Below are 24990 nucleotides of genomic sequence, written 5' to 3'. Positions count from 1 at the left end.
TGTGTGCCGAAAATCGACATATCCACGCTAGGCTCGTTTGAGAATAGAAGGAGTCCCGTGTGACCATTTCACGCTCTGCAACTGCCAATGCAGCGGAGGCAACCCCGCTGACCAAAGTCCTGATAGCCAACCGCGGCGAAATTGCCGTCCGTATCATCCGGGCCGCTCGCGACGAAGGCATCCTCTCCGTTGCTGTCTACGCAGAGCCGGATAGGGACGCCCTCCACGTGCGCATGGCTGATGAGGCGTTCGCACTTGGCGGTGAGACGGCCGCCGATTCCTACCTGGTCATGGACAAGCTCCTTGCTGCGGCCCAGGCTGCAGGGGCCGATTGTGTGCACCCCGGCTATGGTTTCTTGGCCGAAAACGCCGTATTCGCCCAACGGGTCATCGATGCCGGCCTCACGTGGATTGGCCCGTCCCCTGCGGCTATCGCGGCTCTTGGCGATAAGGTTCAGGCTCGCCACATCGCCGAAAAGGTCGGTGCACCTCTGGTCCCCGGCACCAAGAACCCTGTTGAATCCACACAGGAAGTCCTGGCATTTGCCGATGAATTTGGGCTCCCCCTGGCCATCAAGGCAGCCTACGGCGGTGGCGGCCGGGGCATCAAGGTTGTCCACACTCGTGAAGAGATCCCCGAACTCTACGAATCTGCCGTCCGTGAAGCCGTGGCGGCTTTTGGTCGTGGCGAGTGCTTCGTGGAGCGTTTCTTAGAAGCTCCCCGGCACGTGGAAACCCAGTGTCTGGCGGATGCCGCCGGCAATGTGGTTGTTGTCTCCACGCGTGACTGCTCATTGCAGCGTCGTAACCAAAAGCTCGTTGAAGAAGCACCGGCGCCGTTCCTCAGCGATGATCAAAACAAGCGCCTCTATGAAGCCTCCAAGGCCATCATGAAGGAAGCAAACTACGCAGGCGCCGGCACGTGCGAATTCCTTGTGGGCCCGGATGGAACCATCTCCTTCCTCGAGGTCAACACACGCCTGCAGGTGGAACACACCATCTCCGAAGAAGTGACAGGGATCGATCTGGTCCGCGAACAGTTCCGGATCGCCCGCGGCGAGGAACTCGGTTACGGGGACCCTGAGATCCGCGGCCACTCCTTCGAGTTCCGCATCAATGGCGAGGATCCGGGCCGCGGCTTCATGCCAGCCCCCGGCACCGTCACCACCCTGATATTGCCCACAGGCCCCGGCGTCCGCGTCGATTCAGGCATCACCGCCGGCGAAGTCATTGGCGGGAATTTCGATTCCATGCTGGCCAAGCTGATCGTCACCGGCGCCACCCGCGAGCAGGCCCTCCAACGCTCCAGCCGCGCGCTGAGCGAAATGCAGGTCGGCGGCCTGCCCACAGTCCTGCCCTTCCACCGCGCAGTGGTGATCGACCCCGCCTTCGCCCCCACCGACGGCACCCCCTTCACCACTCACACGCGCTGGATCGAAACCGAGTTCAACAACACCATCCCCGCCTTCGATCTCACGGGTGTTTCCAGCTCAGCGGACGACGCCGGAACTCGCCAAAGCGTGACCGTTGAGGTGGGTGGCAAACGGCTTGAGGTGACCCTCCCGGCGTCGTTCGCTTCCAGCAATGGCAACAGTAGCGGCGCGAAGAAGGCCAAGAAGGCCGGGCGCAACCGCTCCTCCAACCCGGCGGCAGCCAACGGCAACGCACTGACTTCCCCTATGCAGGGAACCATTGTGAAGGTGGCAGTGGCGGACGGCGATGTGGTCTCAGAAGGTGACCTGGTGGTAGTGCTGGAGGCCATGAAGATGGAACAACCCCTCACGGCGCACCGGGCCGGGACCATCACCGGTCTAAGCGCGGCCGCCGGTGACACAGTTTCTGCTGGTGCCGTGTTGGCATCCATCGAAGACTAAGTACCAACTAAAGCGGGTCCCGAGCGACGCTCGGGACCCGCTTTAGTTTAACGCCTTGTTAGGTGAGGTTGGAGGTGTAATCCAGGTCGCGGGTTTCCTTCATGATCAGCAACGCAATCAAGGTCAGGACCGCCATGGAGGAGAGGTAAATACCCACCAGGACCGGGCTGCCGCCAGCAGACTGCCAGAGCGCCACCGCAATGAACGGGGCAACAGCAGCACCCAAGATGCTTGACATGTTGTAGCTGATGGCGGATCCCGTGTAGCGGACATTGGTGGGGAACAGTTCAGGGAGCAACGCCCCCATGGGCCCGAAGGTCAGCCCCATCAGTGTGAAGCCCAGGATAAGTAGTGTCATGACGCCTGCCAGGCCTGCACCAAACAGCGGTACAAAGACTAGGCCGAAGGCGATGATGGCACTGGTAACCCACAAAAGCGTTTTGCGTCGGCCAAACTTTTCGGCCAGAGGTCCTGAGACAAGGGTGAAGATGCCAAAGAACACCACGCCAATGATCAGCATGATCAAGAATTCGTTGCGGGTGTAGCCAAGTCCGGGGACCCATGAAGCAATAGCATCGGCACCCATGGGTTTGCCAGCGGCTTCCGCTTTGGCCTTCGCGGCCTCAATAGTTGCCGGCGTGGTGCCGTAGGAGAGCGTGAACGTTGTCATCAGGTAGAACAAAACGTAGGTGGCCAGCATAACGAAGGTGCCCAGGATCAGGGGACGCCAGCTTGTCTTGAACACGCGGCCAACAGGCAGCTTGGAGACGTGCCCCTGGTCAACAACCTGCTGGAAGGCCGGGGTTTCAACCAGCTTCAAGCGCACGTACAGGCCAATGATGACCATGACCGCGCTGAGCAGGAACGGGATGCGCCAGCCCCACGCCTGGAACTGGGCTGTGCTCAGGCCGAAGCTCAGAGCAAGGAAGATGCCATTGGCCAGGATGAAACCGATGGGAGCACCCAGCTGAGGGAAAGTTCCCCAGATGGCGCGCTTGCCGGCAGGAGCGTTCTCGGTAGCCAGCAGTGCGGCACCGCTCCACTCCCCACCCAACGCAAGGCCCTGCATGAAGCGCATAACAACCAGGAGGGCCGGGGCCCAGAACACCCAACCGGGCACAAGTGCCGTGGGCAGGCAGCCAATCAAGAACGTGGCAATACCCATTGTTAGCAGGGATGCCACCAGGGTGCCCTTGCGGCCCACCTTGTCACCAAAGTGGCCAAAGACAATCGATCCCAGTGGGCGGGCAACGAAGGCCACACCAAAGATCGCAAACGAGCTCAGCAGGGCTGTGGCAGCGTCAGCGTTGGGGAAAAATAGTGCCGGGAAGACCAGCACTGCTGCAGTTGCGTATACATAAAAATCGTAAAACTCAATGGTGGTGCCAATAAGGCTGGCAACAATGACCCGGCCTTTGGTGTTGACCTGTGGGTTCTCCACTGTCTCCGCTTTTTCAGGCGTGCTCATGGGGTGGCTTTCTCTAGGGGCCCTGCCGCTCATATTCGAACAGTCCATTTATGCGTGATCTGTGTCTCATGCATAAATAGCCAAGCTAACAGAAATCTAGAGATTAGCGGGTAAATAGTAGCGGCAGGACGGTTTAATTCGCTCTGCGGCTTTTAATCCTAGACCCTGCGTCCACCCACTGGACAATCTTTTCACTATGTGGACACGCTGCTGGCGGCCACTTCGATTTCTGCGCACCGTGAAGTGGCCAGGTGCCGCAGCGCTCACCGTAGCGGCACGCCAGCACTCAACGGTGCGCAGGAGTCCAAGTGCTACATGTGCACGTGCAGGCGCCGGGCGGCCTCGGAGATGGAGCCTGACATGGACGGGTACACGGTGAAGGTGTTGGCAACGTCATCCACGTGCAGTTTCTGGGTCACGGCCAGGGCGATCGGGAAGATCAGTTCACAGGCGCCAGCGCCCACCACCACGCCGCCAATTACTGTGCCAGAACCCTTACGGGCAATGATCTTGATGAACCCGTCATTGACGTTTCTCATCTTGGCCCGCGCGTTGGTTTGCAGGGACAGCTTGATAACATCCCCCTGGTACTTACCCGAGGCCAGATCCGCTTCCGAGACGCCCACGGAGGCAATCTCAGGGGATGTGAAGATATTGGAGGAGACCTGATTGAGCTTCAGTGGGCGCACACCATCGCCACCCAGGTGGGCTACGGCGATCCGGCCCTGCATAGCAGCCACGGAGGCCAGCGCAAACACGCCCGTGCAATCCCCCGCCGCGTAGACGTTGGATGCACTGGTGCGGGAAACCCCGTCAACTTTAATGTGGCCGCTGGGCGTGACTTCAACACCGGCAGCTTCCAAACCAATGTCGGTGGTGTTTGGAATGGAGCCAACACAGACCAAGCAATGCGTACCGGTGACCTTGCTGCCATCGCCCAACGTGACAGTGACGCCGTTCTCGGTGCGTTCTACCGACTCTGCGCGCGAGCGAGAGAGCACGCGCAGGCCACGCCGTTCAAAGACGTCCTCAAGCACGGCCGCGGCGTCAGAGTCTTCACCGGGCAGCACCTGCTCACGGCTGGAAATCAAGGTGACCTTCGAGCCTAGGCCGTTGAACGCAGAAGCGAATTCCGCACCCGTGACACCGGAGCCCACCACAATGAGTTCCTTGGGCAGTTCATCGAGATCGTAAATCTGCGTCCAGTTCAGGATGCGTTCCCCGTCAGGCTGGGCGGTGGCAAGCTCCCGTGGGTGGGCGCCCACGGAGATCAGAATCGCATCAGCTTTGATGATCTCCTTGGACTCTCCGCGGTCAACCTCAATGGTCCTGTTATCCAGGAGCCGGCCGGTGCCAATGACAATTTTGACTCCTACCGCTTCAAGCCCGCGCCGAATATCGGTGGACTGTTCACGGGCCAGCAGCATCACGCGTTCGTTGATGTGCTTCAGATCGGCCTGCATGACCGTCTTGGGGTCACCATCCTGGGCGTTGAAACTCACACCCATCTCAGTGGAGTCAACGCTGCGGTTCATGGCCTCAGCCACGGCGATCAGCGTTTTGGACGGGACCACATCGGTTAGAACGGCCGCACCGCCTACACCGGAGCGTTCCACAATGGTCACTTTGGCCCCCATTGAGGCAGCCACCATGGCGGCTTCATAGCCGCCTGGACCGCCGCCAAGGATGGCCAGACTGGGGAGGGCAAAGGGATTAATGATATCTGGTTGGCTCGTCACAATCATCCATTCTTCCCTAGCGGAGACTTTGCACCAACTTAGCCAAGGCAACAGGGCCCAACAGTGCGCCGCAGCGCGTTGTGCCGGTATGTTGGTTCCGTGACTAATTCTCAGGCCTTGGCCCACACTGACCCCAGCGATCTTGCCCGCGATGCGGCAGCCTACATTGCACAACACACAGGAGTTGCCCACCATGACCTAGCCGTGGTGCTGGGTTCGGGATGGGGTGAAGCTGCCGGTCTCATTGGTGAGGTCACGGCAGTTCTGGATGCCGCTGACGTGCCCGGATTCTCCGCGCCGGCCGTGGTGGGGCATACAGGTTCATTGACATCCATTCGCACCCCTGCAGGCAAAAACGTGTTGGTGCTGGGTGCCCGCACCCACTTCTATGAGGGCCGCGGAGTGCGTGCAGTAGTTCACGGCGTGCGCACGGCTGCTGCCACAGGAGCAAGCACCATTGTGCTGACTAACGGTTGCGGTGGCCTCAATGAGGCGTGGGCCCCGGGCACTCCTGTGCTGATTAGCGATCACATCAACCTCACGGCGGCCTCTCCGCTGGAGGGCGCCACTTTCGTGGACCTGACGGATCTATATTCAGCACGGTTGCGTGCGCTGGCCCGCGAGGTGGATCCCACCCTTGATGAGGGTGTTTACGCGCAGTTCACCGGCCCGCATTATGAGACCCCGGCGGAGGTGCAGTACGCCAAGCGTATTGGCGCTGATCTGGTTGGCATGTCTACGGCGTTGGAGGCCATCGCCGCCCGTGCCGCAGGCATGGAAGTTTTTGGCATTTCCCTTGTCACCAATCTGGCTGCCGGGATCAGTCCCACACCGTTGAGCCATGGTGAGGTCATTGCCGCGGGCGAAGCTGCCGGGCCCAGGATTTCAGCCTTGTTGGCAGACGTGATTGCCAAATTATAGGAGTTCGCCCCGAAGTCCGGTTACATTTGTCTCGTGAGACATCTTAATGAGTTCCGCTCCGAGTCCAATGCTGCGCTCGAGGCTGCGGCCTTGAAGACGGCCGCTACGCAGTGGGCCACCCATGACCCCGATCCGGCCACCGCCGCGCAATTGCAGGCCTTGATCGCCAGCACGGATCCCTCCGACGCTGCCGAGCTGGCTGATAGTTTTGCCGGCGATCTGCAGTTTGGCACGGCGGGTCTGCGGGCGGCCATGGGTCCTGGTCCCAACCGGATGAACAAGGTGGTGGTGCGCCGCGCCGCTGCCGGGGTGGCCGCTCACCTGCTGGCCCTGGCCCAAAAGGATCAGGCCCACAAGGATCAGGCCCAGGAGGAACTGGCCCAAAAGGCCCCGGACGACGTCGGAACCTCCTTCGCGTCTTCTCTCACCTACCAGCCCAGGGCTGTCGTGGGATTTGATGCCCGCTACAACTCAGCGGACTTTGCCCAGGAAACTGCCGCTATCTTCACCGCGGCAGGGATTGAGACGTTCCTGCTGCCGGCACCGCTGCCCACCCCTGTTCTGGCCTTTGCTGTGCGCTCTCTGGGGTGTGAAGCAGGCGTGATGGTCACGGCCAGCCATAACCCGGCCAGGGACAACGGTTACAAGGTCTATCTTGGTGGCCGGGCCGTGGAGGCAGAAGCCCGCGGCGTACAAATTGTGGCTCCGCATGATGCGCTCATCGCCGGGCACATCAAGGCGGTAGCGAACTCCGGCGAAATCGGCGAAACCTCCTCCATCACCTTGGCCCCCAATGGGTGGAGCGTTCTGGACCCCGAGTTTGTTGAACGCTACAAGATAGCGGTGGTGGCCCTGGCTGACAGCGCTGTTTTCCCTGACCGGGATATCAGAATTGTCCATACCTCCCTGCACGGTGTGGGGCATGAGACGGCCATGGATGTGCTCCACAACGCCGGCTTCACCGACGTTCACGCCGTTCCCGAGCAGTCCGCCCCTGATCCCGATTTCCCTACTGTCACCTTCCCAAACCCGGAAGAGCCCGGAGCCATGGACCTGGCGTTTGCTTTGGCGCGGGAGGTGGGCGCAGACGTGGTCCTGGCCAACGATCCCGACGCCGACAGGGCCGCAGTGGGCGCCCTGGATCCAAATACTGGTCAATGGCGTCAGCTTCATGGGGACGAGGTGGGTGCCCTGCTGGGTGCCCACATGGTCGTCAGGGATCAGGACCCAAGTGGCGCAGAAACAAGGGTGTTCGCCAACTCCATTGTTTCTTCCAGACTGCTGGCCAAGATTGCTGCAGCTGCAGGGTACCGCCACGTCCAGACGCTGACAGGCTTCAAATGGATTTCGCGAGTTCCCCAGTTGACGTTCGGTTACGAGGAGGCGCTGGGCTATTGCGTGGCGCCGGAGCTGGTCCGGGACAAGGACGGGATCTCGGCAGGGTTGCTCATTGCCGAGATGGTTGCCGCGCTTAAGGCTGCCGGGCGCACGCTCTTTGACGTACTGGATGGGCTGGCGTTAGCTCATGGTTTGCATGCCAGCACTCAGGTCAGCATCAGAGTTGAGGACCCCCAAGGCATAGCGGACATGATGGCCGGGCTCCGGGCTGCACCTCCTCTCAGCTTTGATGGCTCAGAGGTTGCACAGTTCACTGATTTGGCGCAGGGATCACCCGAGCTGCCGGCCACCGACGGTTTATCATTCTTGACGGAGAATGGCACACGGGTGATTGTGCGCCCCAGCGGCACCGAGCCCAAGCTCAAGTGTTATCTGGAGGTGATAGTGCCCGTGGCAGATAAAGACCAGCTTAGTGCAGCCCGGGAGGAAGCCAACCGGGCCTTGGCCGCCGTCGTACAGGACACAAAAGCGGCGCTGGGACTGGCAGCCAGCTAACCGCAGCAACAGCGCCCACGCGGTTTTCACGAACTCATGTGGCACCATAGTAGGTCTACAACCGCACTTGGGAAGGTACTCATCATGACACCCAACAGCCCCTTCACGGCCAATAACGCCGCTGACGATCTGGCCGCCTACATTGACCACACCCTTCTGGCGCCTCAGGCCAGCCGGGAAGAGATCCTGAAGCTGTGCAAAGAGGCAGCCGAGCACCACTTCAAGTCTGTCTGCGTCAACCCCGTCTGGGTAGAAACGGCCAAGAAGGCGTTGCTGGGATCAGGGGTGCTGACCTGCACAGTGGTGGGATTCCCGCTGGGTACCCACAACACTGATGTGAAGGTGTTTGAAGCTCGCGGGGCCACCATGGACGGCGCGGATGAGATTGACATGGTGATCAACATCGCCTCCGCCCGCGCACTGGATAAGGAAGCGCTCGTGTCTGATATTTCCGCTGTGGCTGAGGTGGTTCACGGTGAAGATTCCTTGCTGAAGGTCATTATTGAGACCTCCCTGCTCAGCGACGCTGAAAAGGTGCTGGCGTGCCAAGCCGCGGTGGAAGCCGGGGCCGATTACGTGAAAACATCGACAGGTTTCAACGGTGGCGGCGCCAATGCCTCCGACGTCTCGCTCATGCGTCAAACCGTGGGCCCGGACATTGGTGTGAAGGCATCAGGTGGCGTGCGTACCCGCGAAAAAGCACTTGAAATGATCGCCGCCGGGGCCACCCGGATTGGCACCAGTTCAGGCATTGCCATCGTCACCGGCGGTGCAGGCACCAGTTCGTATTAATCCGTACTAAGATCATGGGTAGATAAGCGCGCCGGCTCTCCGGTGCACCCCACCCAGTTCCCCACCTTGGGGTAAGGAGGAACCGTGTCCAACGGTAGCTACCGCCGCGAGAATGATCTTGTGCAGTCCGTCGTCTTGTTTGTTATCTTCTTCGCCTTGTTTCTTGGCGGAATCTTTGCCTTCTCCTACTGGTCCCTGGAGAGCTTTGCGCACGCGTTTGTGCCCGCCGGTCTTGGTCTGGGCTTGTGCACGCTGGCCATCTTTGTCCCTGTAACAATCATGGGCCGCTCCAACTCCGCTGGTGAGTAAGTAGTTGTAACAAAAGTAACCCGCACCAAATGATCCTTGGATCATTTGGTGCGGGTCTTTTTGTAATGAACGACGGCGTCACTAACCTTCTACGCCTGCCCCGGTTCAGGGATGGCCGGCATCTGTGCGGGCAGTGGTGGCCTCAACGCCTACCACTGTGGCCAGCAAATCTTCAATGGTATTTTCCATCCACTTAACGGCGTCTCTGGTATCGTTTGGCGCTGATCCGCTGGTTGGGCTCAGGGCGTTCAAGGCCAGGTAATCCCTTAGTTTGTCCTTGAGCTCCACGACGAGCTCAACGATCTCCCCCGAAACTTGTTGGTGTTGCTGCGCGCGGGATTGACGCACTCGTCTTTGGCCTACAAGAGTCAGCGGTCGCAGACTTTCTGGTGTAATTTCAGGGTTGCTGCTCGTGGCATTGTCATTTTCTCGTGGCGCTCTCATGGCAGCAACCCGGCCGTGGCATAAGCCAAGCAACCTGTCAGCAGCGGTGTTCTGTGTTGCAGTCGATTCATTGACATTGCGTCACTCCCCCGTAAATCGCGACTATTGATATTGCTAATATTGCGCCGGGGTCTGGGGCGAATATCTCATTGTAGATGGACAAAGGAAGAATAGGTAACAATTTCTCGTGTCTTCTGGGTAGTTAGCGTGAAAAACGGGCATAGGGTGGAGGGACATCAGTAATCCTGTGATGTGTTTCAGTGCTTTTTAATCAAATCCAAGGAGGCGCGTTCCCGTGCCTCTCAATGCCTGCGCTAATGCCTCATGGTTGAATGTGTCTACCCTCATCCGTCCGGTCTCTGCGTCAACTTCTGCGGTTGTGACTATGAGCACAGCCAATGGTTGAAAGTGTGGACTCTGAATTTGCCCATTTTGGGGCTGGGCTATGTGCAAGCTTTCTGCAGAAGTTGCCCATTACTGGTATCTCTATGTCAGCATCTTCGGGCTTTGGACCAGAAACCTCGGTGTTTTCCAGCGACACCACCTCTGCCGGGATAGATGAGCTGCAATTTGATTTGGGGGAAGGGCCCCGGTGGACTGCGCTGCAAACGCGCCAGCCGGTGTTGCTCCCAGACGTTAAATTGGAGGCGCCTGTAAGCTGGCCTGTTTTTAGTAAAGCCGTCTCCGAATTTGAGGTAGCCGCCATATTTGTGTTCCCGCTGCGTGTTGGTGCCGTAGATGTGGGTCTTATAGAAATGTATAGCTCAACGCCAGGATCTTTGGAATCCGCGGATTATTCACTAGCCATCCAGCTTTGCGAGGCCGCCTCCTGGCACCTTTTACGGTACATTTTGTCCCTAGGTCCGGCTGAGGGCACCCAAAGTATGGAGCACTCAGAGTCCACAGAGCGAGTTTCCCGCCGGGCAATCCACCAAGCCACGGGTATGGTTTTGGTCCAAACAGGACTGTCGGCCACGAATGCGCTTTTGTTATTACGCGCCCACGCTTTTTCACATGATCAAACAGTGCATGAGGTCTCACGTGATGTGGTCAGCAAACGCCTTGACTTCACACAACAAGGATGAGGCGATCTCCGCGCTCCTAGAGGAGTAGAATTAACAAATGTCGACTATAAACCGCGCCCGACGCGTGAGTGCCGCTTTCGTGAAGATAGCGGACACTTTGGTGACTGACTACGACGTTGTAGACATGCTGCACACACTTGTTGGGGAGACCGTTGGACTTCTAGATGCTTCAGCAGCCGGGCTGCTGCTGGTGGACCCTGCAGGTGAATTACAGGTGGTTGCCTCCACGAGCGAGAGAAGCCAGCTTGTGGAAGTACTTGAGCTGGAAGCCGGGGAAGGACCATGTATTGAGTGTTTTCGGACGGGCACCGTGGTCTCTGTCCCTGACATTGCTTCCGATGGCGCACGCTGGCCCCATTTTCAGGCCGCAGCGCTCTCACAGGGCTTTGTCTCAGTTCATGCTGTCCCCATGAGGCTGCGCGGGAACACCATCGGCGCTCTGGACCTTTTCCGTCAGGAGAAAGGCCGACTCAGCGAGGAAGACGCAATCCTGGCCCAAGGGTTTGCTGACATTGCCACCATCAGCCTCCTGCAGGAACGGGCACTGCGGGAAAGTACCCTGGTGAATGAGCAGCTCCAGCGGGCGCTGAATAGCAGGATCGTGATTGAACAAGCCAAGGGCGTCATTGCGCAAACCGCCAACGTCACCATGGATGAGGCTTTTACCCTCCTGCGTTCCTACGCACGCTCCCACAGCACGCCACTGTATGAGACCTCCATGAACGTGGTGGAACGCACAATCACCATCACGGCCTAGGGACTCCTGGCGCTGCGCAGAAAGACGCTCCCACGAATCACCAATATGACTTAAGCGAATCTTAGAAATCGAGTCATTGTTTGCCCAGTGCCGGAATCCTCAGAGTGAAAGTACTCCCTTTCCCGGTTTCGCTGTGTACCGATAAAGTTCCGCCGTGGGCATCGACAATGTCTTTGGTGATAGCCAGCCCCAAACCAACACCTGGCACAGCGGCACTGCGGGCTGAATCAGTTCGGTAAAAGCGTGTGAAGAGCCGTGCTTGTTCATCATCATTCATGCCCACCCCGTAGTCACGTACCAACACCACCACGTCAGAATCCTCATTCCACCCCACAACGTCCACAACACTGGAGGTAGGGGAGAATTTAATGGCATTGGAGATCAAGTTATCAATAGCCTGACTGATCCTGCCGCCATCAAAGCTACCTACCATCCCCTCTTTGGCATCCAGACGAAGCGTAATACCCCGTTCCACAGCACGCGGTCGGGCAGCGTCCACTGCCGAGATAAGCAGAGGATACGCATCCTCCGGAACCAAAGAGACCGCCATGCCATCGCGTGTCGAGTCCAGTAAGTCACTGACTAGGGTCAACAATCGTTCGGCATTGCGGGAAATTACTTTCAGATAGGCAGCCGTCGTGTCGTCTTTCTCCTCATCCATGACCAGTTCTAGGTAACCCAGAATGGAGGTGAGTGGCGTGCGGAGTTCGTGGGATACACTGGCCACGAAATCTTCTTGCGCCGCCACCGCTTCCATCACTTCCGTCACATCGTGGAACACCACAACTGCTCCCTGGTTGTTCCCGCGGTCATCAATTATTTGTCGTGCCGACGTTGACATAGCACGCTGATTGACCCCCCTGCCCAACCAATACAGCTCACCAGAAAATTCGGCCCCGTCCACTGCTCGCTGGACCGGCCGTTTGACCGGCTCTACAGCTGTTGTCCTGTCAGAACCGAACACTAGTAGTTCCGCTTCAGTTGGATTGAGCTTGCCTGGAGGTACGGCCAAACTGTGAAAAGTCCGCTGTCGAGTGTTCATGAGAACGTCACGCCCTTCTTCATCCACTACAACTACTCCCACCTCTGCCACGTTGATAATGGTGTCAAGATGCCATGCCCGTCGGTGCGCAATGGTAGAAGTTTCCGTCAAACGTTTCGCCTGCACGGTCAAACTTCTGGTGACGATCGTGGCTGCGATAGCCAGCGCCAACATGATCAATGGGATCAGCAACGGTTTGATCAAGCCTGAACGGGTGGGCTCGGTAGTGGCAAAAATGAAAGGTGCCCATGCGATGGCCAAGGGAGCGAAAAAAGCAACGATCCTTGTGACGAGCGGGGGAATGTCCGACCACGCAAGCCAAAGCACGGGAAAGACGGATAAAAGGCTCACACCATTCAAAGTGGAATTGGTGCCATGGACCATCGCGCCAATGGGAATGAAATCCGCCAATGGAACCAGCCACATGCACCAGTGCGGCAGCCGGCTCCAGCGCAGCAGCGCAGCAGCGCCTGTCAGTAAGAAGACCCCTGCAACACCCAAACTAAATAGCTCGTTTGTTACCAAGTCTGGGTCAATGACTAGCAAGAACAGCACCACAATCAAGGTGGTAACGGTCAGCGGAGTCTGGCTCCACAGTACCCTGTACGCACGGGGTAAGGCAAAGAAATCCGCCCCCACAGTGACTCTCAACCCGCGATGTAAAGTGGCGTCCGTGTCACCGCGAGGCGGCTCAGCGCCTAATGATTTCCGCAAGTTCTTGCTTTAACGAAGTCGCCCTGAATGGTTTGAGAATGTAAGCGTCTGCTCCCGCGGCCATGGCACTGTCAATATCCCCTTGGCGCCCACGGGCGCTGAGCATCACCACCTTTCCATCGTGGAAGATCCGCAGTTCCCGCAGAACAGCCACTCCATTAATGTCCGGGAGCCCAATGTCCAATGTGATCAAATCTGGCCGAGCACTACGCGCACTTTCTAAGCCGGCCCGACCCGTTGCCAAAGAAGTAACTGAGAAGCCCATCTGGCTCAGAACTATTTCCAGCAATCCCCTGATATCGTCGTCGTCTTCAATGACCAGTGCTTTTTTTCCCCTAAAATCCAACATGTGCCCAGTATAGTGAAGAGTTACTTTACTTCTGCTGAAAGGGAAGCCCCCACAGTGCCAACAAACCAGCCTCGTGCCCCACACTGCGCTGATTCAGTGGTCATGGTTGCTTTGGCTCTCGTCTATGGTGCTGCAGCATTTTTGGTATTTTGCAGCTCCGGTCTATTCGGAGACTTTGGTGAAAATCCTTGGCGTGACACCGCGCTGCTGGCAGTGACGTTAACGGCTTCGTGCGCACTGACCTATATTTCGATGCTCTATTACGCCTATTTGCGCAGACGCCCAAATAACATTGGCGACCCGGAGATTCTGGATTGGCACTTTCTGATCCCTTGCCGAGACGAGGAAACCGTGGTGGCGGCCACTATTTCTGCTGCCCGCACCAGTTTTCCCTTTGCACATGTTTGGGTTATCGATGACTCAAGTGAAGACGGGACCGCAGCCGTAGTCTCCCGTGCCATGGATTTCGATAAACGCGTGCACCTGATATCCCGGGTACCCCCTGAGGCTAGAATCGGCAAAGGTGAAGCCCTCAACCACGCTTTCACGATTGTTTCGGATTTCATCGGAAGCGACAGTTCTCGCCGGGCACGGACTGTTATTGGCATTCTTGACGCCGACGGTTATCTCTCAGACGACTCGCTCAAATTTTTGTCCGGACCTGAGTCCTTCGGCGATCCAAACGTCGGCGCCGCCCAACTTGAAGTGTGGATGAAAAATCGCGATGATCGGAGGCCACTGCCGGAACGGGGAACACCTTCAAACGCATTGGCCAGATACTTGATTAAAATGCAGGATTTGGAGTTTCGGGCCACTAATTCTGCCATGCAGATGCTTCGAGTGCGCACAGGCACCGTCGGTATGGGTGGGAACGGACAGTTCACCCGGCTGTCCGTTCTAGATGAGGTAGCAACAAAGTATGGCAAGCCTTGGGGCAATAAGCTCGCCGAAGACTACGAACTTGGACTGCGAATATTGGGGCTCGGCTGGCGAAACCATTATGTTCCTGAGGGTCATGTCTCGCAAGAGGCTTTACCATTCACGCGCCGTCTGCTAACGCAACGTACCCGCTGGGCACAAGGCAACATGGAATGTGCTTCTTTGCTTTCTGATCTTCGCCGGTCCAAGTCGCTTAGATTCTCTGGTGCACTTGAAATTCATTATTTCATGGCTCAGCCGTTGATAATGATGGGTAACTTGTTGCTCATCCCGATCCTCACTTACTTTGCGCTCATTGAGGGCAGATTCGGTTTCCTCGACGCCAGCGCAGTAATTCTGCAGGTTCTGGTGATCGTCCTATTTCTTTTAATCCCCTACTCGAGTTGGGGGGTCCTGTATCGCAGGAAAACACGGACAGAAGGGCGAGGATTTGGTGGACTACTGCTGGGCGTTGGAGCGTTATTCTACCTTTATGCTACGTATTTGTACTATCCCCGCGCTATAGGCCGTCTATTGACCGGGCGTAATTCTTGGGCGAAGACGGCTAGGAACAAGGATGGCAGAAACGTCCTAGCTATGGCCGATGTATTCATGCTTGGTGAGCTGCCAGTTCTTGACCGGCGGACTCTGGCGCAACTAGCTGAGGATTTAGGCAGCGCAGAACTGGCCACCAACTTCTCGAATGCCTTCGCCATGATGTGGCCTCAGCGTATGGCACGTCTGGAACAGGCGGTAGCGGCACAAAATTACGAGCAGGCTAACGATGCGGCCGGTAGCATCCGGGTATCCGCCACGATGGTAGGCGCAACACAGCTAGAGACTGCGGGGGCACAAATCGTAGAACTGATCCTCGCAGCGGACCCGGCAACGGCCCAAGGGGCGCTAGCCCAGCTAAACCGTATCGGCGAGGCCGCGGTGGATTCCATGCGTTTGCTGCGATTCACCGCAGAATAACCGGCTTCAAGCGGTTGGCACTGCTGTCGCATCGAAGATCGCTTCAAGCACCCCCTGCGCCCAGGTAAGAACCTCAGCATCGGCTAGATCCCGTCCACCAATACGCGCGGTTTTGGGCTTCGGAATCAACACTGAATTCAACGCCGGTTTCACCAACGATCCCGGATACATGCGCATCAAACGCATCACCTTTGATTCGGGCAGATCGGCAGGGGCAAACTTAATGAAGTTCCCCTGCAACGCTACGTCCGAAAGCCCTGCACCGCGAGCCATCACCTTAAAGTGAGCCACCGCAATGAGGTTGGTGGCGGCAGGAGGCAACTCACCGTACCGATCAACCAGTTCCGCCTGCACCTCTGCTATTCCTTCAACGCTGACAGCTGCCGCGAGTTTCCTATAAGCCTCAAGGCGCAGGCGCTCCCCGGGAACGTAGTCGTGCGGTAAGTGAGCATTGACGGGCAGCTCAATCTTCATTTCCGCCAGCCGCTCCTCCCCTTCACCGCGGTATTCGGCTACTGCCTCGCCCACCAACCGGATGTACAGATCGAACCCAACGCCTTGGATGTGGCCCGATTGCTCCCCGCCTAGTAGGTTTCCGGCTCCTCGAATTTCAAGATCTTTCATGGCCAAGGCCATTCCTGCACCTAGCTCATTGTGAGCTGCCACAGCTTTCAAACGCTCCAGCGCAACCTCGCCCAGCGGTTTGTCCGCGGGGTAGAGGAAGTAGGCGTAGGCACGCTCACGGCCGCGGCCCACGCGTCCGCGCAGCTGGTGCAGTTGGGACAGCCCGTAGTTGTTGGCTTGCTCCACTATGAGCGTGTTGGCGTTGGAAATATCCAGTCCTGTTTCAATGATGGTTGTGCAGACCAAAACATCAAAGCGTTTCTCCCAGAAGTCAACAATGATCTGCTCCAGCCGTGACTCGCTCATCTGGCCATGTGCCACCGCTACGCGTGCGTCAGGAACCAACTGTTGAATATGGGCGGCGGTGCGCTCAATTGATTTAACCCGATTGTGCACATAAAACACCTGCCCTTCACGCATGAGCTCGCGACGGATCGCAGCACCCACCTGCTTGTCGCTGTGCGCACCCACATAGGTCAACACAGGGTGACGTTCCTCGGGCGGTGTGGCCAAAGTGGAGGTTTCACGAATGCCCGTCATAGACATTTCCAAGGTGCGCGGGATGGGTGTTGCACTCATCGCCAGAACATCCACGTTAGTGCGCATCTTCTTCAGCGCTTCTTTGTGCTCAACACCAAAGCGCTGTTCCTCATCGACAATCACTAACCCTAGGTCCTTGAACGCAAAGTCCTTTGAAAGCAGCCGGTGAGTACCAATGACCACATCCACTGTCCCGGTTCTGACCCCTTCAACAATTTCCTTTGACTCTTTTGCCGTTTGGAAGCGAGAGAGCGGTCTGACGCGGATGGGAAAGCCGGAGAAGCGTTCGTTAAACGTTTCATAGTGCTGCTGTGCCAACAACGTGGTGGGCACAAGCATGGCAACCTGTTTGCCGTCTTGAACGGCCTTGAAAGCCGCACGCACAGCAATCTCAGTCTTGCCATATCCCACGTCACCGGAAATCAGCCTGTCCATGGGGACTTCCTTTTCCATGTCAGCCTTGACCTCGTTGATGGCAACGAGCTGGTCCGGCGTCTCCACGTACGGGAAGGCTTCCTCCAACTCGGCCTGCCAGGGCGTGTCAGCTCCGAAAGCGTAGCCACGGCTTGCCATGCGGGCCGAATACAAACGGATGAGCTCTCCTGCAATTTCCTTAACTGCCTTGCGAGCTTTGCCTTTAGTGGCTGCCCAGTCAGAACCACCCATTTTTGACAGCGCCGGGGCGTCCCCACCTACGTAAGCGGTCACCTGATCCAGCTGATCGGTGGGCACAAACAGTTTGTCCCCGGGTGCACCGCGCTTGGATGGGGCATACTCCAAGACCAAATATTCACGCAGTCCTGCGGCTCCGCCAACTCCTGCGCCCACTACTTTGCGCTGAATCAACTCAACAAATTTGCCCACACCGTGCTGTTCGTGAACAACGTAATCCCCCGCTTGTAGCTGGAGAGGATCCACGGCATTCCTGCGTTTGGAAGGCATCTTGCGCATGTCCCGGGTAGAGACGGCTGAGGCACGCCCCAACAGGTCAGCTTCAGTGAGCAGGCCTAGCTTCAGCGAGTCAAGAACAAAGCCACGTCCGGTATCCGCTGTGGTCACCTCAATAATCCCCGGTTGCGGTTCATGGTCCAGTGTTTCAACGCGCGACGCCGGAATGTTGGCTTCGTGGAATAGCTCGGCAAGGCGTTGGGCTGGGCCAGGGCCCTGCGTCGCGACAACAACGCGCCACTGGTCCTTGATCCGCGAACCAATAAACTCCATCATTTCTGCCACATCACCGCGGTAACCGCGAGGTTCCCGCGCGTGCAGATTTAGTACATCCGTAGCTGTCCCTAGTTCCTCGTCTTGCGCCAGTGCGCTCATGGTCCACCAGCTCACTCCATGGCCAAGTGTCAGTTCGCGTGTCTCCGCCAAAGATTTGAATCCAGCTGTTGCCAGGTCGATTCCGTCCGCAGGCAAAGAGGCTGAGGCCAGGTCCAGGGGTGCATTGCCGCCATCGGATGCTGTGGACCAGGCGGCTTCGAGGAATTCCTCGTTGGTGGATACCAAATCGTGCGCCCTGGCGCTGACCTTTTCAGGGTCCAGCACCACGGTGATTGAGCTGGCCGGAAGTAGCGATGTCATCGCCACCATACCGTCAACTAGGGCCGGCGCCAACGATTCCATGCCCTCTACAGCTATGCCACCAGCAATTTTTTCCAACATGGCGGATGCGGCAGGCATCATATCTTTGAGCTTTGCGGCACGGGACATGACGGCGGGGGTGATCAAAATTTCGCGGCACGGCGGGGCATACAGTTCAGCAGGGTGGGAAATGTTGCCTTTCACTGACGTCAAGGTGCGCTGATCGGCAACGCTGAACCAACGCATGGCTTCAACCTCGTCGCCAAAAAATTCAATGCGAACGGGGTGGTTTTCGGTGGGTGAAAATACGTCCAAAATACCACCACGAACGGCAAATTCACCCCGGTGAGTCACCATGTCTACGCGAGCGTATGCGGCATCAGATAGGAGTTTGATCAATTCTGTAAACGGGATGTCCTCGCCTACTTTTACGCGCACCGGGACAAGCTCACCCAAACCAGCTACCAGCGGCTGCACAACAGCCCGGATCGGCGCCACGATCACCCGGAGGTGAGTTCCGGAGTCGAGCTCGGGGTGCGCCAGCCTGCGCAAAACGGCAAGACGGCGACCCACGGTATCCGAGCGCGGAGACAGCCGCTCGTGCGGAAGCGTTTCCCAACTGGGGAACTCCGCTACCGAACCAATGGGCAAGTACGAACGTAGCGCGGCCACGGTGTCCTCTGCCTCGCGGCCTGTCGCTGTGATGGCCAGGACCACCCCTGGTTCACTGTCAGCGGAGGCTGCTGCAGTAGCACTCCGTTCGCTTAGCCCGTCCGCTACTTCGGCAAGGAGCACGGCACGCATGCCGGCAGGGGCGCTGAAGGCTACGTCCGTGCTGCGTGTTGCGGGATCTGCCGCTGCGTAGCTGCGTACCCTGGCGAAGAGTGGATCCTGTGACAGCGCGGTCCGCAACCCTGCAAGACTCATGGGTGATTTTCTCCTTGGTGCCTGTTGATGCCTGACCACTGCCCACTTGATGGCCACTGCCAGCGTGCGCGCGTTGTTTACCGTACCGGGGACAGCACGAAAGCCCGGAAATTAATACAATCCCCGGGACATAATCCAGCTTACTCGCAGTGCCCCGGGCTTGGTATCCTAGGAGCACCCCCTAACACCCCCCTATTTTGGAGGAAACATGGCGCTTGCCGCCTCAACGACGCTCACAGCAACAGCTCAGCGTGTGACAGATGTCTTTACTAATGCAGACTTCATCAAACATGTCAGCGAAGAAGTTGGTGGGGAGCTGAAGTCATTCACCATTAGCGGGCCCACCACCGCGGCTTTCACCACTAAGACTGTGCGCACACTTCCCACTACTCGGATGCCGGAGATTGTGCAGAAGTTTGTTGGTGCTACCTTGACAGTGACCCAGATTGAATCGTGGAGTGCTCCCGAAGCGGATGGCTCGCGCAACAACGCCATAGAGCTCAAAGTCACCGGTGCACCGGTTGATATCGCCGCTCTTCAGAAACTCTCGGCCACCGGTGAATCCACCCTCGTGGAACTCACGGGCAGTGTCAAGTCCGGCGTGCCGTTTCTCGGTGTCAAGATCGCCACAGCGGCAGAACCTGTAATTGGGAGGGCACTGAACTTGCAAGCCACGCTGGCCCAGAAATGGTTGGACAATCACGCCAGCTAAATATCTTCGGGACTAAACCACCAGTCGGTACCCCACGCCGCGCACGGTTTTGATCCAGCGCGGGTCACGTGGGTTATCCCCCAGTTTGCGACGCAAGTTAGCCATGTGAACTTCCACCGTCCGCTCATCCGAGTCGCTGATGAAAGAACCAACATCGTATTCTTCCCCTCGAAGTCTGCGCACCAAGTCCGACTTTGTGCGTACTTGCTTACCGCTGTCGAAGAGCGCTGCAAGCAGATCGAATTCCGTGCGCGTTAATTCCAGTTCTTTGCCGTCCACTTCAGCGGTCCTGTCACCACAATCAAAAACCAGTCCGTTGAGAGTGCGCGGTTCAGTAGCTAAAGCAGTCGCCGTCACGGCTAAGGCTGGATCCTTAGAGCCGGAACTCTCCATATCACTGACGATCGCTGGAGTAACTACCTGCGCCGTCACATTCTCTACGCTGGATACTCGTGGCCGGCGCATCATTGCACTGATGCGGGCACGGAGTTCTCTAGGACGGAAGGGTTTTGTCAGGTAATCGTCGGCACCAGTTTCCAGCCCCAATAAAGTGTCCATCTCATCTGCCCGTCCGGTAAGCATGATGATGTATGCATCGCTGAAGAGCCGGACTCGCCGCGCTACCTCAAACCCGTCAATGTCAGGAAGACCAAGATCAAGGGTGACGATTGCTGGCCTGTGCGTCCTAATAGCGGCCACGCCGTCGGCTCCATTGCTGGCGGTGTGAACAACAAAACCCGACTGGTTCAGGATCACACTGACAAGTTCCCGAATATCCTCGTCATCTTCCACGACGACCGCAACACGAGAATTGTCCATTTTTCCCTCACTAATAGTACTAAGACCGTTAAAAAGACCAAGTTGTTACAGCAGCTTTGAGGCTCGCGAGCCTTTAGTATCCTCCAGTATGGCATCATCAATAGCGGCGGACTGTAATTTTTCCTGACTTGCGATCAATTATTTGCACCAGGCCGCACTCATGCTTTGTGGAGCCTAGTGCAACGGCTTTCTTCAAAGAATTGCGCAACGGAAGTTATCTTGTCTGAAACACCGAAAAATCAGTTCATTGGCCGGCACCTTCATGAGCGATCCCTAAGAACACGGATTATCTTATCTCAGCTGCCGCTGTTCCTGACTATGACTTTGGCCGCTGCCCTTATTGCCGTGCTGAACCCTGAATTTTTACGAGAGACAACCCTCATCGCAGGTTGCACACTCAACGCGCTGCTTCTCCTGGCTTGCATTGTGGTTCCCTGGAACAAAATTCCTCCAGTCGCCTCGTTGGTGATCCCATACGTGGGATTTATTGCGGTGGTGCTTTTCAGGGATGGTGCCCAAGAATTTCTGTCATCAACAGGAATTTTGGCTCTTTTCCCCATTTTTTGGATCTGTTCCTCAGGCTTTGCACCCAGAACAGCCGTCATTATCAGCACGCTAGTTAGTTGGGTCATTGTCTGGATCCCCGTTTTTCAAAGTGATGTGCCTCTGAGCGTGGATACTCTTGTCAAGCCCTTGTTGTTTCCATTTATGATGCTCGCCTTCTCTATAGCCTCGGTGGTGCTCACAACCAGCATGGATGACCATAGAACCCAGCTGGAATCTAAGGACCGGTTACTTCGAGCTGCTTTGGAACAAAGCCAGCACAGCGAACGCCTCATGGAAACTATCCTTGATACCGTGGGTGTTGGTGTGGTGGTGGTTGACGGACACGGCAACGATCGGCTCGTTAACTCCACACAGATGGCACTGCATGAGTTCGGGAAGCCATCAGGGGTCGCTATTCCACAAGAGGGCGACTTACTACTGTTCAACGCCAACCGAGAACCACTTCCCCCGGAGGCTCGACCTGTACAGCGGGCTATCTCCGGTGAATCATTCACGAACTACCAAATCTGGATCGGTGCCGGCGAACGCGCTCGTGGTTTATCCACCACCGCTAGAGTGATCCTCGATGAAGATGGCGCCCGTGATGGCGCCGTGATTGCCTATCATGACGTGACCGAGATGTTTAACGCCATCACGGCTAAGGATGATTTTCTCGCCAACGTCTCTCATGAGTTCCGGACACCGTTGACGGCTATCCAGTCGTATTTGGAGCTGGCGTTGGAAACCCCGGGGCTGCACCCTGGGCACGTAAGAAAATATTTGAGCATCGCTGATCGGAACGCCGAACGTCTCAGTGGATTAGTGACAGATTTATTATCCACCACGTCAATTACCGTGAGACGCAAACAAAGCGATGTGGCACGGCTTTTGGCGGACAGCATAGCTACTGCATCTCCGGCCGCGGCAGTCAATGCAGTGGTGCTTGACTGCCAATCTGAAGAGCCGCTCTTTGCCATGATTGATCCGGTACGCATCGGCCAAGTGCTGGATAATCTGTTGTCCAATGCCGTGAAATACTCCCCCGACGGCGGCACTCTCACGGTCCGTGCCTGGGCTGAAGGTACTGATTTGCACTGTTCCGTCCAGGACACAGGCCTCGGGATGAGCGCAACCGAACAGGCGGGCGTCTTCCAGAAGTTCTTCAGGGCCGGTACAGCTGTTGACCTTGGAATTCCCGGCATTGGCTTAGGCCTGATGATATGCAAAACCATCATTGAAAGTCACGACGGTACGTTGAATCTAGAGAGTCAGCACGGTGTGGGAACTACTATGAGCTTCGTCATTCCCGCCTGTGTGAGGCCAAGTAATTCACAACTGACAGTTACAACGTACTCGACCCCTGCAGAAGTATGACGCCACCAGTAACTTACTAAAGTATTTGGGACTGCTGCTAGCATGCCTTCGCTTATCTGCGCGGGAAATAGCGCCGAGAACCAGATTCTCGCCTTATGCTAAACAAACTGAACTGTCAGCACTGTCCGATGGCGCCGCAAAAGGATCGTGACATATAGTTCGTTAGTTTATCTAATTCACCCATAAAGCGGGCCACCAGTATTCGATTGTCTTATAGACGGGGTCTCCAGCTACGTTCCCATCCATCGGCTGGATTCGCAACGTATAACCATCAGACGGCACCCCATCAGGGAATGCCACATCAGCGCGGAGTGATGATGTGGTGAACTCCGCTCCGTACGAAGAGTTGTGTGCCCTAATACTCACTTTGTAAGATGTTGCGCTACTTCCTGACCAGCTAAGGCTCAGCACTCTGTTCTTTGAACTGGTACTAACATTAAACGGACCAAGCGGCGATGGGCCCTGTGCTGTCGCGTACCCACATGTTGGGCTTAGTTGGCCTCTGAGCTTTACGGTACGATACGAAGCGTCTCCCGCTACGTCCCCGTTCATAGGCTGGATACGAAGGATATAGTCCTCCTGAGCCGCGGCGACGCCCACACTAAAAACGGCTTCACTATTCTGGGATCCAGAATGCGGTATGACCTGGGTTTGGGAAACTATAGTCCCAGCAACGGATCTAAGAGTAACAATATAATGTGATGTACCAGTGCTCCCGTTATTCCGCCAGATAAACCTAGGAGTAATGATCTTGCTATCAGCGCTATTGACTAAATTGCATGTAAAGAAATTTGTTATGATCCCGTTCGGGCGCATTGCAACAATAGGATTGCGCACAATATTTTGCGTACCCGTAGTTTTAGCTGCCCCTGCTGTAATGGTGTAGCCCACCTGGGCGGTTTGACTCCATTTAGCAACCGCTACGCCACCTCCACCCAAAAGCACAACCATAACGAACGCAACGGCAGCCGTGGTGAATCCAGGGATGTCCCGAATGCTGCCAGCTCGGCATAGCGAAAATTTTCGTGACTTTTGAGAGTTCTTCTGTGGTTCCAGAGGGCTCATCGAGTTTTCTTCCGTCTCCTCGTAGAGATCAGCGTGTACATGACTGCGCTTAGCGCTAATAGCCAAGGCCAGGGCGTGCGGGTGACAGCTGCAACATTACTGTGCATTAAGCCATTCCCGGACCACCGGTTCAACCAAGAGAACGAAAAAACTGACCTTTCTTCGCCCTCTACGGCTCCCTGCACATTCGCGCCACCGAAATTCTGGTACTGAGTACCCGCATCGTTGTTGCCATTGGATTGCAACGTCGATATCTTTTCTGGGCTGGTCGCCGTTCCTCCAGTCATCGGAGCACGCCCAACCGAGGTACCGGCCGGAGTGTTGGGCGAGACTGCAGCGCACGGAGACACAAGCGTACCTCCGTCAACACCCTGCATAACGAAGAGCAGTTCAAAGTCAGATACTTGGTTTCGGGTGGCATTGGGTGCCTGCAACGCCAACTGCAAATCAAGATTCATTGGCATTGCTTCACCAGCTTTTAGTGGCCACTTTTCCAGTACCACGGTGCAGTGTCCAGGACCGGGAAGTCTTGGAGCATCTGCAAGTCCCTTGGTTGCGACAGCCTGCAGACCCAGGTACTGCGGCAATATTGCACTGCTGGTCCTGCCAACATTGGCAACAGCAAGAGAAAAATATGCAGCTTCTGAGCTGACGTTATGCACCCACACCTTTGCTTTTCTTGATTCTCCAGGCACGAACCCGTGGCTGTCAGCAAAAACGCTCGTTAAGCTTCCGAGTTTGTACGCGACGCCGTCCCGGCTGAGCTCAAGCATGGCGTCTGTGTCTTGGGCAGCATGAGCAGGGGTAGCAAGGAACACTCCCAACATCAGTGACGCTAATACGGTTATCACCCCAGGGAGCAAGCTCAAGCGTGGCAAACCAGATCTGTTCGATTGCCTCACTTGCTGCGCCTCCCTTTTGGACGTGCGCGCTTCTTCTCTACCGTTCCTTTAACCATGGTTAGCGCACCGAAAGCGATGAGCCCAACCGCTATAATCGGCAAAATAATGTGGCGATCTTGACCAACTGCATTGGCAACAAATCCAACATAGGGTATGGCGTAGAAGAGTTTTCCCTTGACTTGGATAGCCTGCACGGCTTCGGTGTCCTCAAGCGAGTTGTTATCTCCCTTGGTGGTTAGTGCCCTAGCACCATCTTGTCCCACACCTACGGAGGAGATACGGTGAGTTATCACATCAGCTTTGCCCGACTCGATCTGGTATGTGATTATGTCACCCACTTGAAGATTCTCGAATGGGGCCGGTTTCACGACTAAGAAAGTTCCGGGCGCATATTTTGGCGCCATTGAATTCGTCAACACTGTATAAGTTTGTGACCCCGTGACCAGCGGAACAATGATCATTGCTAGGGCTGCCATAATCGCAGCAAGCAAGAGAATATACGCTGCTGCCCGTCCAACCATCCGTGAAGCATTGCCGAGAGGCCTGGCCGCAACAGCCGGCGCCGCATTGCGCTCAACTGGCGTCTTGCTTCTGTTGACAACAGACATGGCGGCCTC

At 56.7% G+C, this 24990-nt stretch carries 19 protein-coding genes; 10 read left to right on the top strand and 9 right to left on the bottom strand.

Features of this window, described 5'->3' with window-relative positions:
- Window positions 1-59 precede the first annotated feature (59 nt).
- The gene (locus tag AAFM46_RS04740; protein WP_343319861.1) at window positions 60-1874 is read left to right on the top strand and encodes a biotin carboxylase N-terminal domain-containing protein; all 1815 of its coding nucleotides are present in this window, start codon (window positions 60-62) and stop codon (window positions 1872-1874) included.
- Between the two features lie 58 nt (window positions 1875-1932).
- On the opposite strand, the gene AAFM46_RS04735 is transcribed toward AAFM46_RS04740, so the two are convergent.
- Both AAFM46_RS04735 and AAFM46_RS04730 read right to left on the bottom strand, forming a co-directional pair.
- Entirely contained in the window at window positions 1933-3342 is a 1410-nt protein-coding gene (locus AAFM46_RS04735) for an MFS transporter (RefSeq protein ID WP_283530291.1), read from the bottom strand.
- A gap of 311 nt (window positions 3343-3653) precedes the next feature.
- Window positions 3654-5081, bottom strand: a complete 1428-nt coding sequence (locus AAFM46_RS04730) for an NAD(P)H-quinone dehydrogenase (RefSeq protein ID WP_343320358.1) — start codon at window positions 5079-5081, stop codon at window positions 3654-3656.
- Window positions 5082-5180: 99 nt separating this feature from the next.
- Here AAFM46_RS04730 and AAFM46_RS04725 point away from each other — a divergent pair, with 99 nt between their 5' ends.
- From AAFM46_RS04725 to AAFM46_RS04710, 4 genes are all read left to right on the top strand, one after another.
- Window positions 5181-6002, top strand: coding sequence for a purine-nucleoside phosphorylase (locus AAFM46_RS04725; protein WP_283530293.1), 822 nt, complete (start codon window positions 5181-5183; stop codon window positions 6000-6002).
- Between the two features lie 90 nt (window positions 6003-6092).
- Entirely contained in the window at window positions 6093-7895 is a 1803-nt protein-coding gene (locus tag AAFM46_RS04720; protein WP_343320356.1) for a phospho-sugar mutase, read from the top strand.
- An 84-nt stretch (window positions 7896-7979) separates the two neighbouring features.
- Window positions 7980-8687 carry a deoxyribose-phosphate aldolase gene (gene deoC / locus AAFM46_RS04715; RefSeq protein ID WP_343319859.1) on the top strand — a complete coding sequence of 236 codons (708 nt, stop codon included), beginning with the start codon at window positions 7980-7982 and terminating at the stop codon, window positions 8685-8687.
- A gap of 84 nt (window positions 8688-8771) precedes the next feature.
- Window positions 8772-8996, top strand: a complete 225-nt coding sequence (locus AAFM46_RS04710) for a hypothetical protein (protein WP_283530298.1) — start codon at window positions 8772-8774, stop codon at window positions 8994-8996.
- 105 nt (window positions 8997-9101) lie between these two features.
- Here the strand turns inward: AAFM46_RS04710 and AAFM46_RS04705 are convergent, their stop codons facing one another.
- Window positions 9102-9440 carry a hypothetical protein gene (locus AAFM46_RS04705; RefSeq protein WP_343319857.1) on the bottom strand — a complete coding sequence of 113 codons (339 nt, stop codon included), beginning with the start codon at window positions 9438-9440 and terminating at the stop codon, window positions 9102-9104.
- A gap of 488 nt (window positions 9441-9928) precedes the next feature.
- On the opposite strand from AAFM46_RS04705, the gene AAFM46_RS04700 reads away from it, so the two are divergent.
- Window positions 9929-10525: a GAF and ANTAR domain-containing protein gene (locus AAFM46_RS04700; protein ID WP_343319856.1), complete on the top strand. Its 597-nt coding sequence runs from the start codon at window positions 9929-9931 to the stop codon at window positions 10523-10525.
- Between the two features lie 37 nt (window positions 10526-10562).
- The gene (locus AAFM46_RS04695) at window positions 10563-11282 is read left to right on the top strand and encodes a GAF and ANTAR domain-containing protein (protein ID WP_343319854.1); all 720 of its coding nucleotides are present in this window, start codon (window positions 10563-10565) and stop codon (window positions 11280-11282) included.
- Window positions 11283-11355: 73 nt separating this feature from the next.
- Here the strand turns inward: AAFM46_RS04695 and AAFM46_RS04690 are convergent, their stop codons facing one another.
- Together AAFM46_RS04690 and AAFM46_RS04685 are read right to left on the bottom strand one after the other, a co-directional pair.
- The gene (locus tag AAFM46_RS04690) at window positions 11356-13038 is read right to left on the bottom strand and encodes an ATP-binding protein (protein ID WP_343319852.1); all 1683 of its coding nucleotides are present in this window, start codon (window positions 13036-13038) and stop codon (window positions 11356-11358) included.
- Window positions 13016-13387, bottom strand: a complete 372-nt coding sequence (locus tag AAFM46_RS04685; RefSeq protein ID WP_343319850.1) for a response regulator — start codon at window positions 13385-13387, stop codon at window positions 13016-13018. The genes AAFM46_RS04690 and AAFM46_RS04685 overlap by 23 nt, the downstream gene beginning before the upstream one ends.
- Before the next feature lie 102 nt (window positions 13388-13489).
- On the opposite strand from AAFM46_RS04685, the gene AAFM46_RS04680 reads away from it, so the two are divergent.
- Window positions 13490-15280, top strand: a complete 1791-nt coding sequence (locus AAFM46_RS04680; protein WP_343319849.1) for a glycosyltransferase family 2 protein — start codon at window positions 13490-13492, stop codon at window positions 15278-15280.
- Window positions 15281-15286: 6 nt separating this feature from the next.
- Here the strand turns inward: AAFM46_RS04680 and mfd are convergent, their stop codons facing one another.
- Window positions 15287-18955 (bottom strand): transcription-repair coupling factor, encoded by a 3669-nt coding sequence (gene mfd, locus AAFM46_RS04675; protein ID WP_343319847.1) that lies wholly within the window; start codon window positions 18953-18955, stop codon window positions 15287-15289.
- 208 nt (window positions 18956-19163) lie between these two features.
- Here mfd and AAFM46_RS04670 point away from each other — a divergent pair, with 208 nt between their 5' ends.
- Window positions 19164-19667, top strand: a complete 504-nt coding sequence (locus AAFM46_RS04670) for a DUF2505 domain-containing protein (protein ID WP_343319846.1) — start codon at window positions 19164-19166, stop codon at window positions 19665-19667.
- Window positions 19668-19679: 12 nt separating this feature from the next.
- On the opposite strand, the gene AAFM46_RS04665 is transcribed toward AAFM46_RS04670, so the two are convergent.
- Entirely contained in the window at window positions 19680-20486 is an 807-nt protein-coding gene (locus tag AAFM46_RS04665; protein WP_343319845.1) for a response regulator transcription factor, read from the bottom strand.
- A gap of 219 nt (window positions 20487-20705) precedes the next feature.
- Between AAFM46_RS04665 and AAFM46_RS04660 the strand changes: the two genes are divergently transcribed.
- Window positions 20706-22406, top strand: a complete 1701-nt coding sequence (locus tag AAFM46_RS04660) for an ATP-binding protein (protein WP_343319844.1) — start codon at window positions 20706-20708, stop codon at window positions 22404-22406.
- Between the two features lie 1061 nt (window positions 22407-23467).
- Here the strand turns inward: AAFM46_RS04660 and AAFM46_RS04655 are convergent.
- Complete coding sequence (locus AAFM46_RS04655) at window positions 23468-24244, bottom strand: hypothetical protein (protein WP_343319842.1); 777 nt, start codon at window positions 24242-24244, stop codon at window positions 23468-23470.
- Window positions 24245-24369: 125 nt separating this feature from the next.
- A complete protein-coding gene (locus AAFM46_RS04650) occupies window positions 24370-24981 on the bottom strand; it encodes a signal peptidase I (RefSeq protein WP_343319840.1) in 612 nt (203 codons plus the stop codon).
- Between the last annotated feature and the right edge of the window lie 9 nt (window positions 24982-24990).

This window comes from Arthrobacter sp. TMP15, from assembly GCF_039529835.1.
Taxonomy (GTDB): domain Bacteria; phylum Actinomycetota; class Actinomycetes; order Actinomycetales; family Micrococcaceae; genus Specibacter.
Note: the sequence above shows the minus strand (reverse complement) of the source record. Positions and strands in the feature narration are given on the sequence as shown.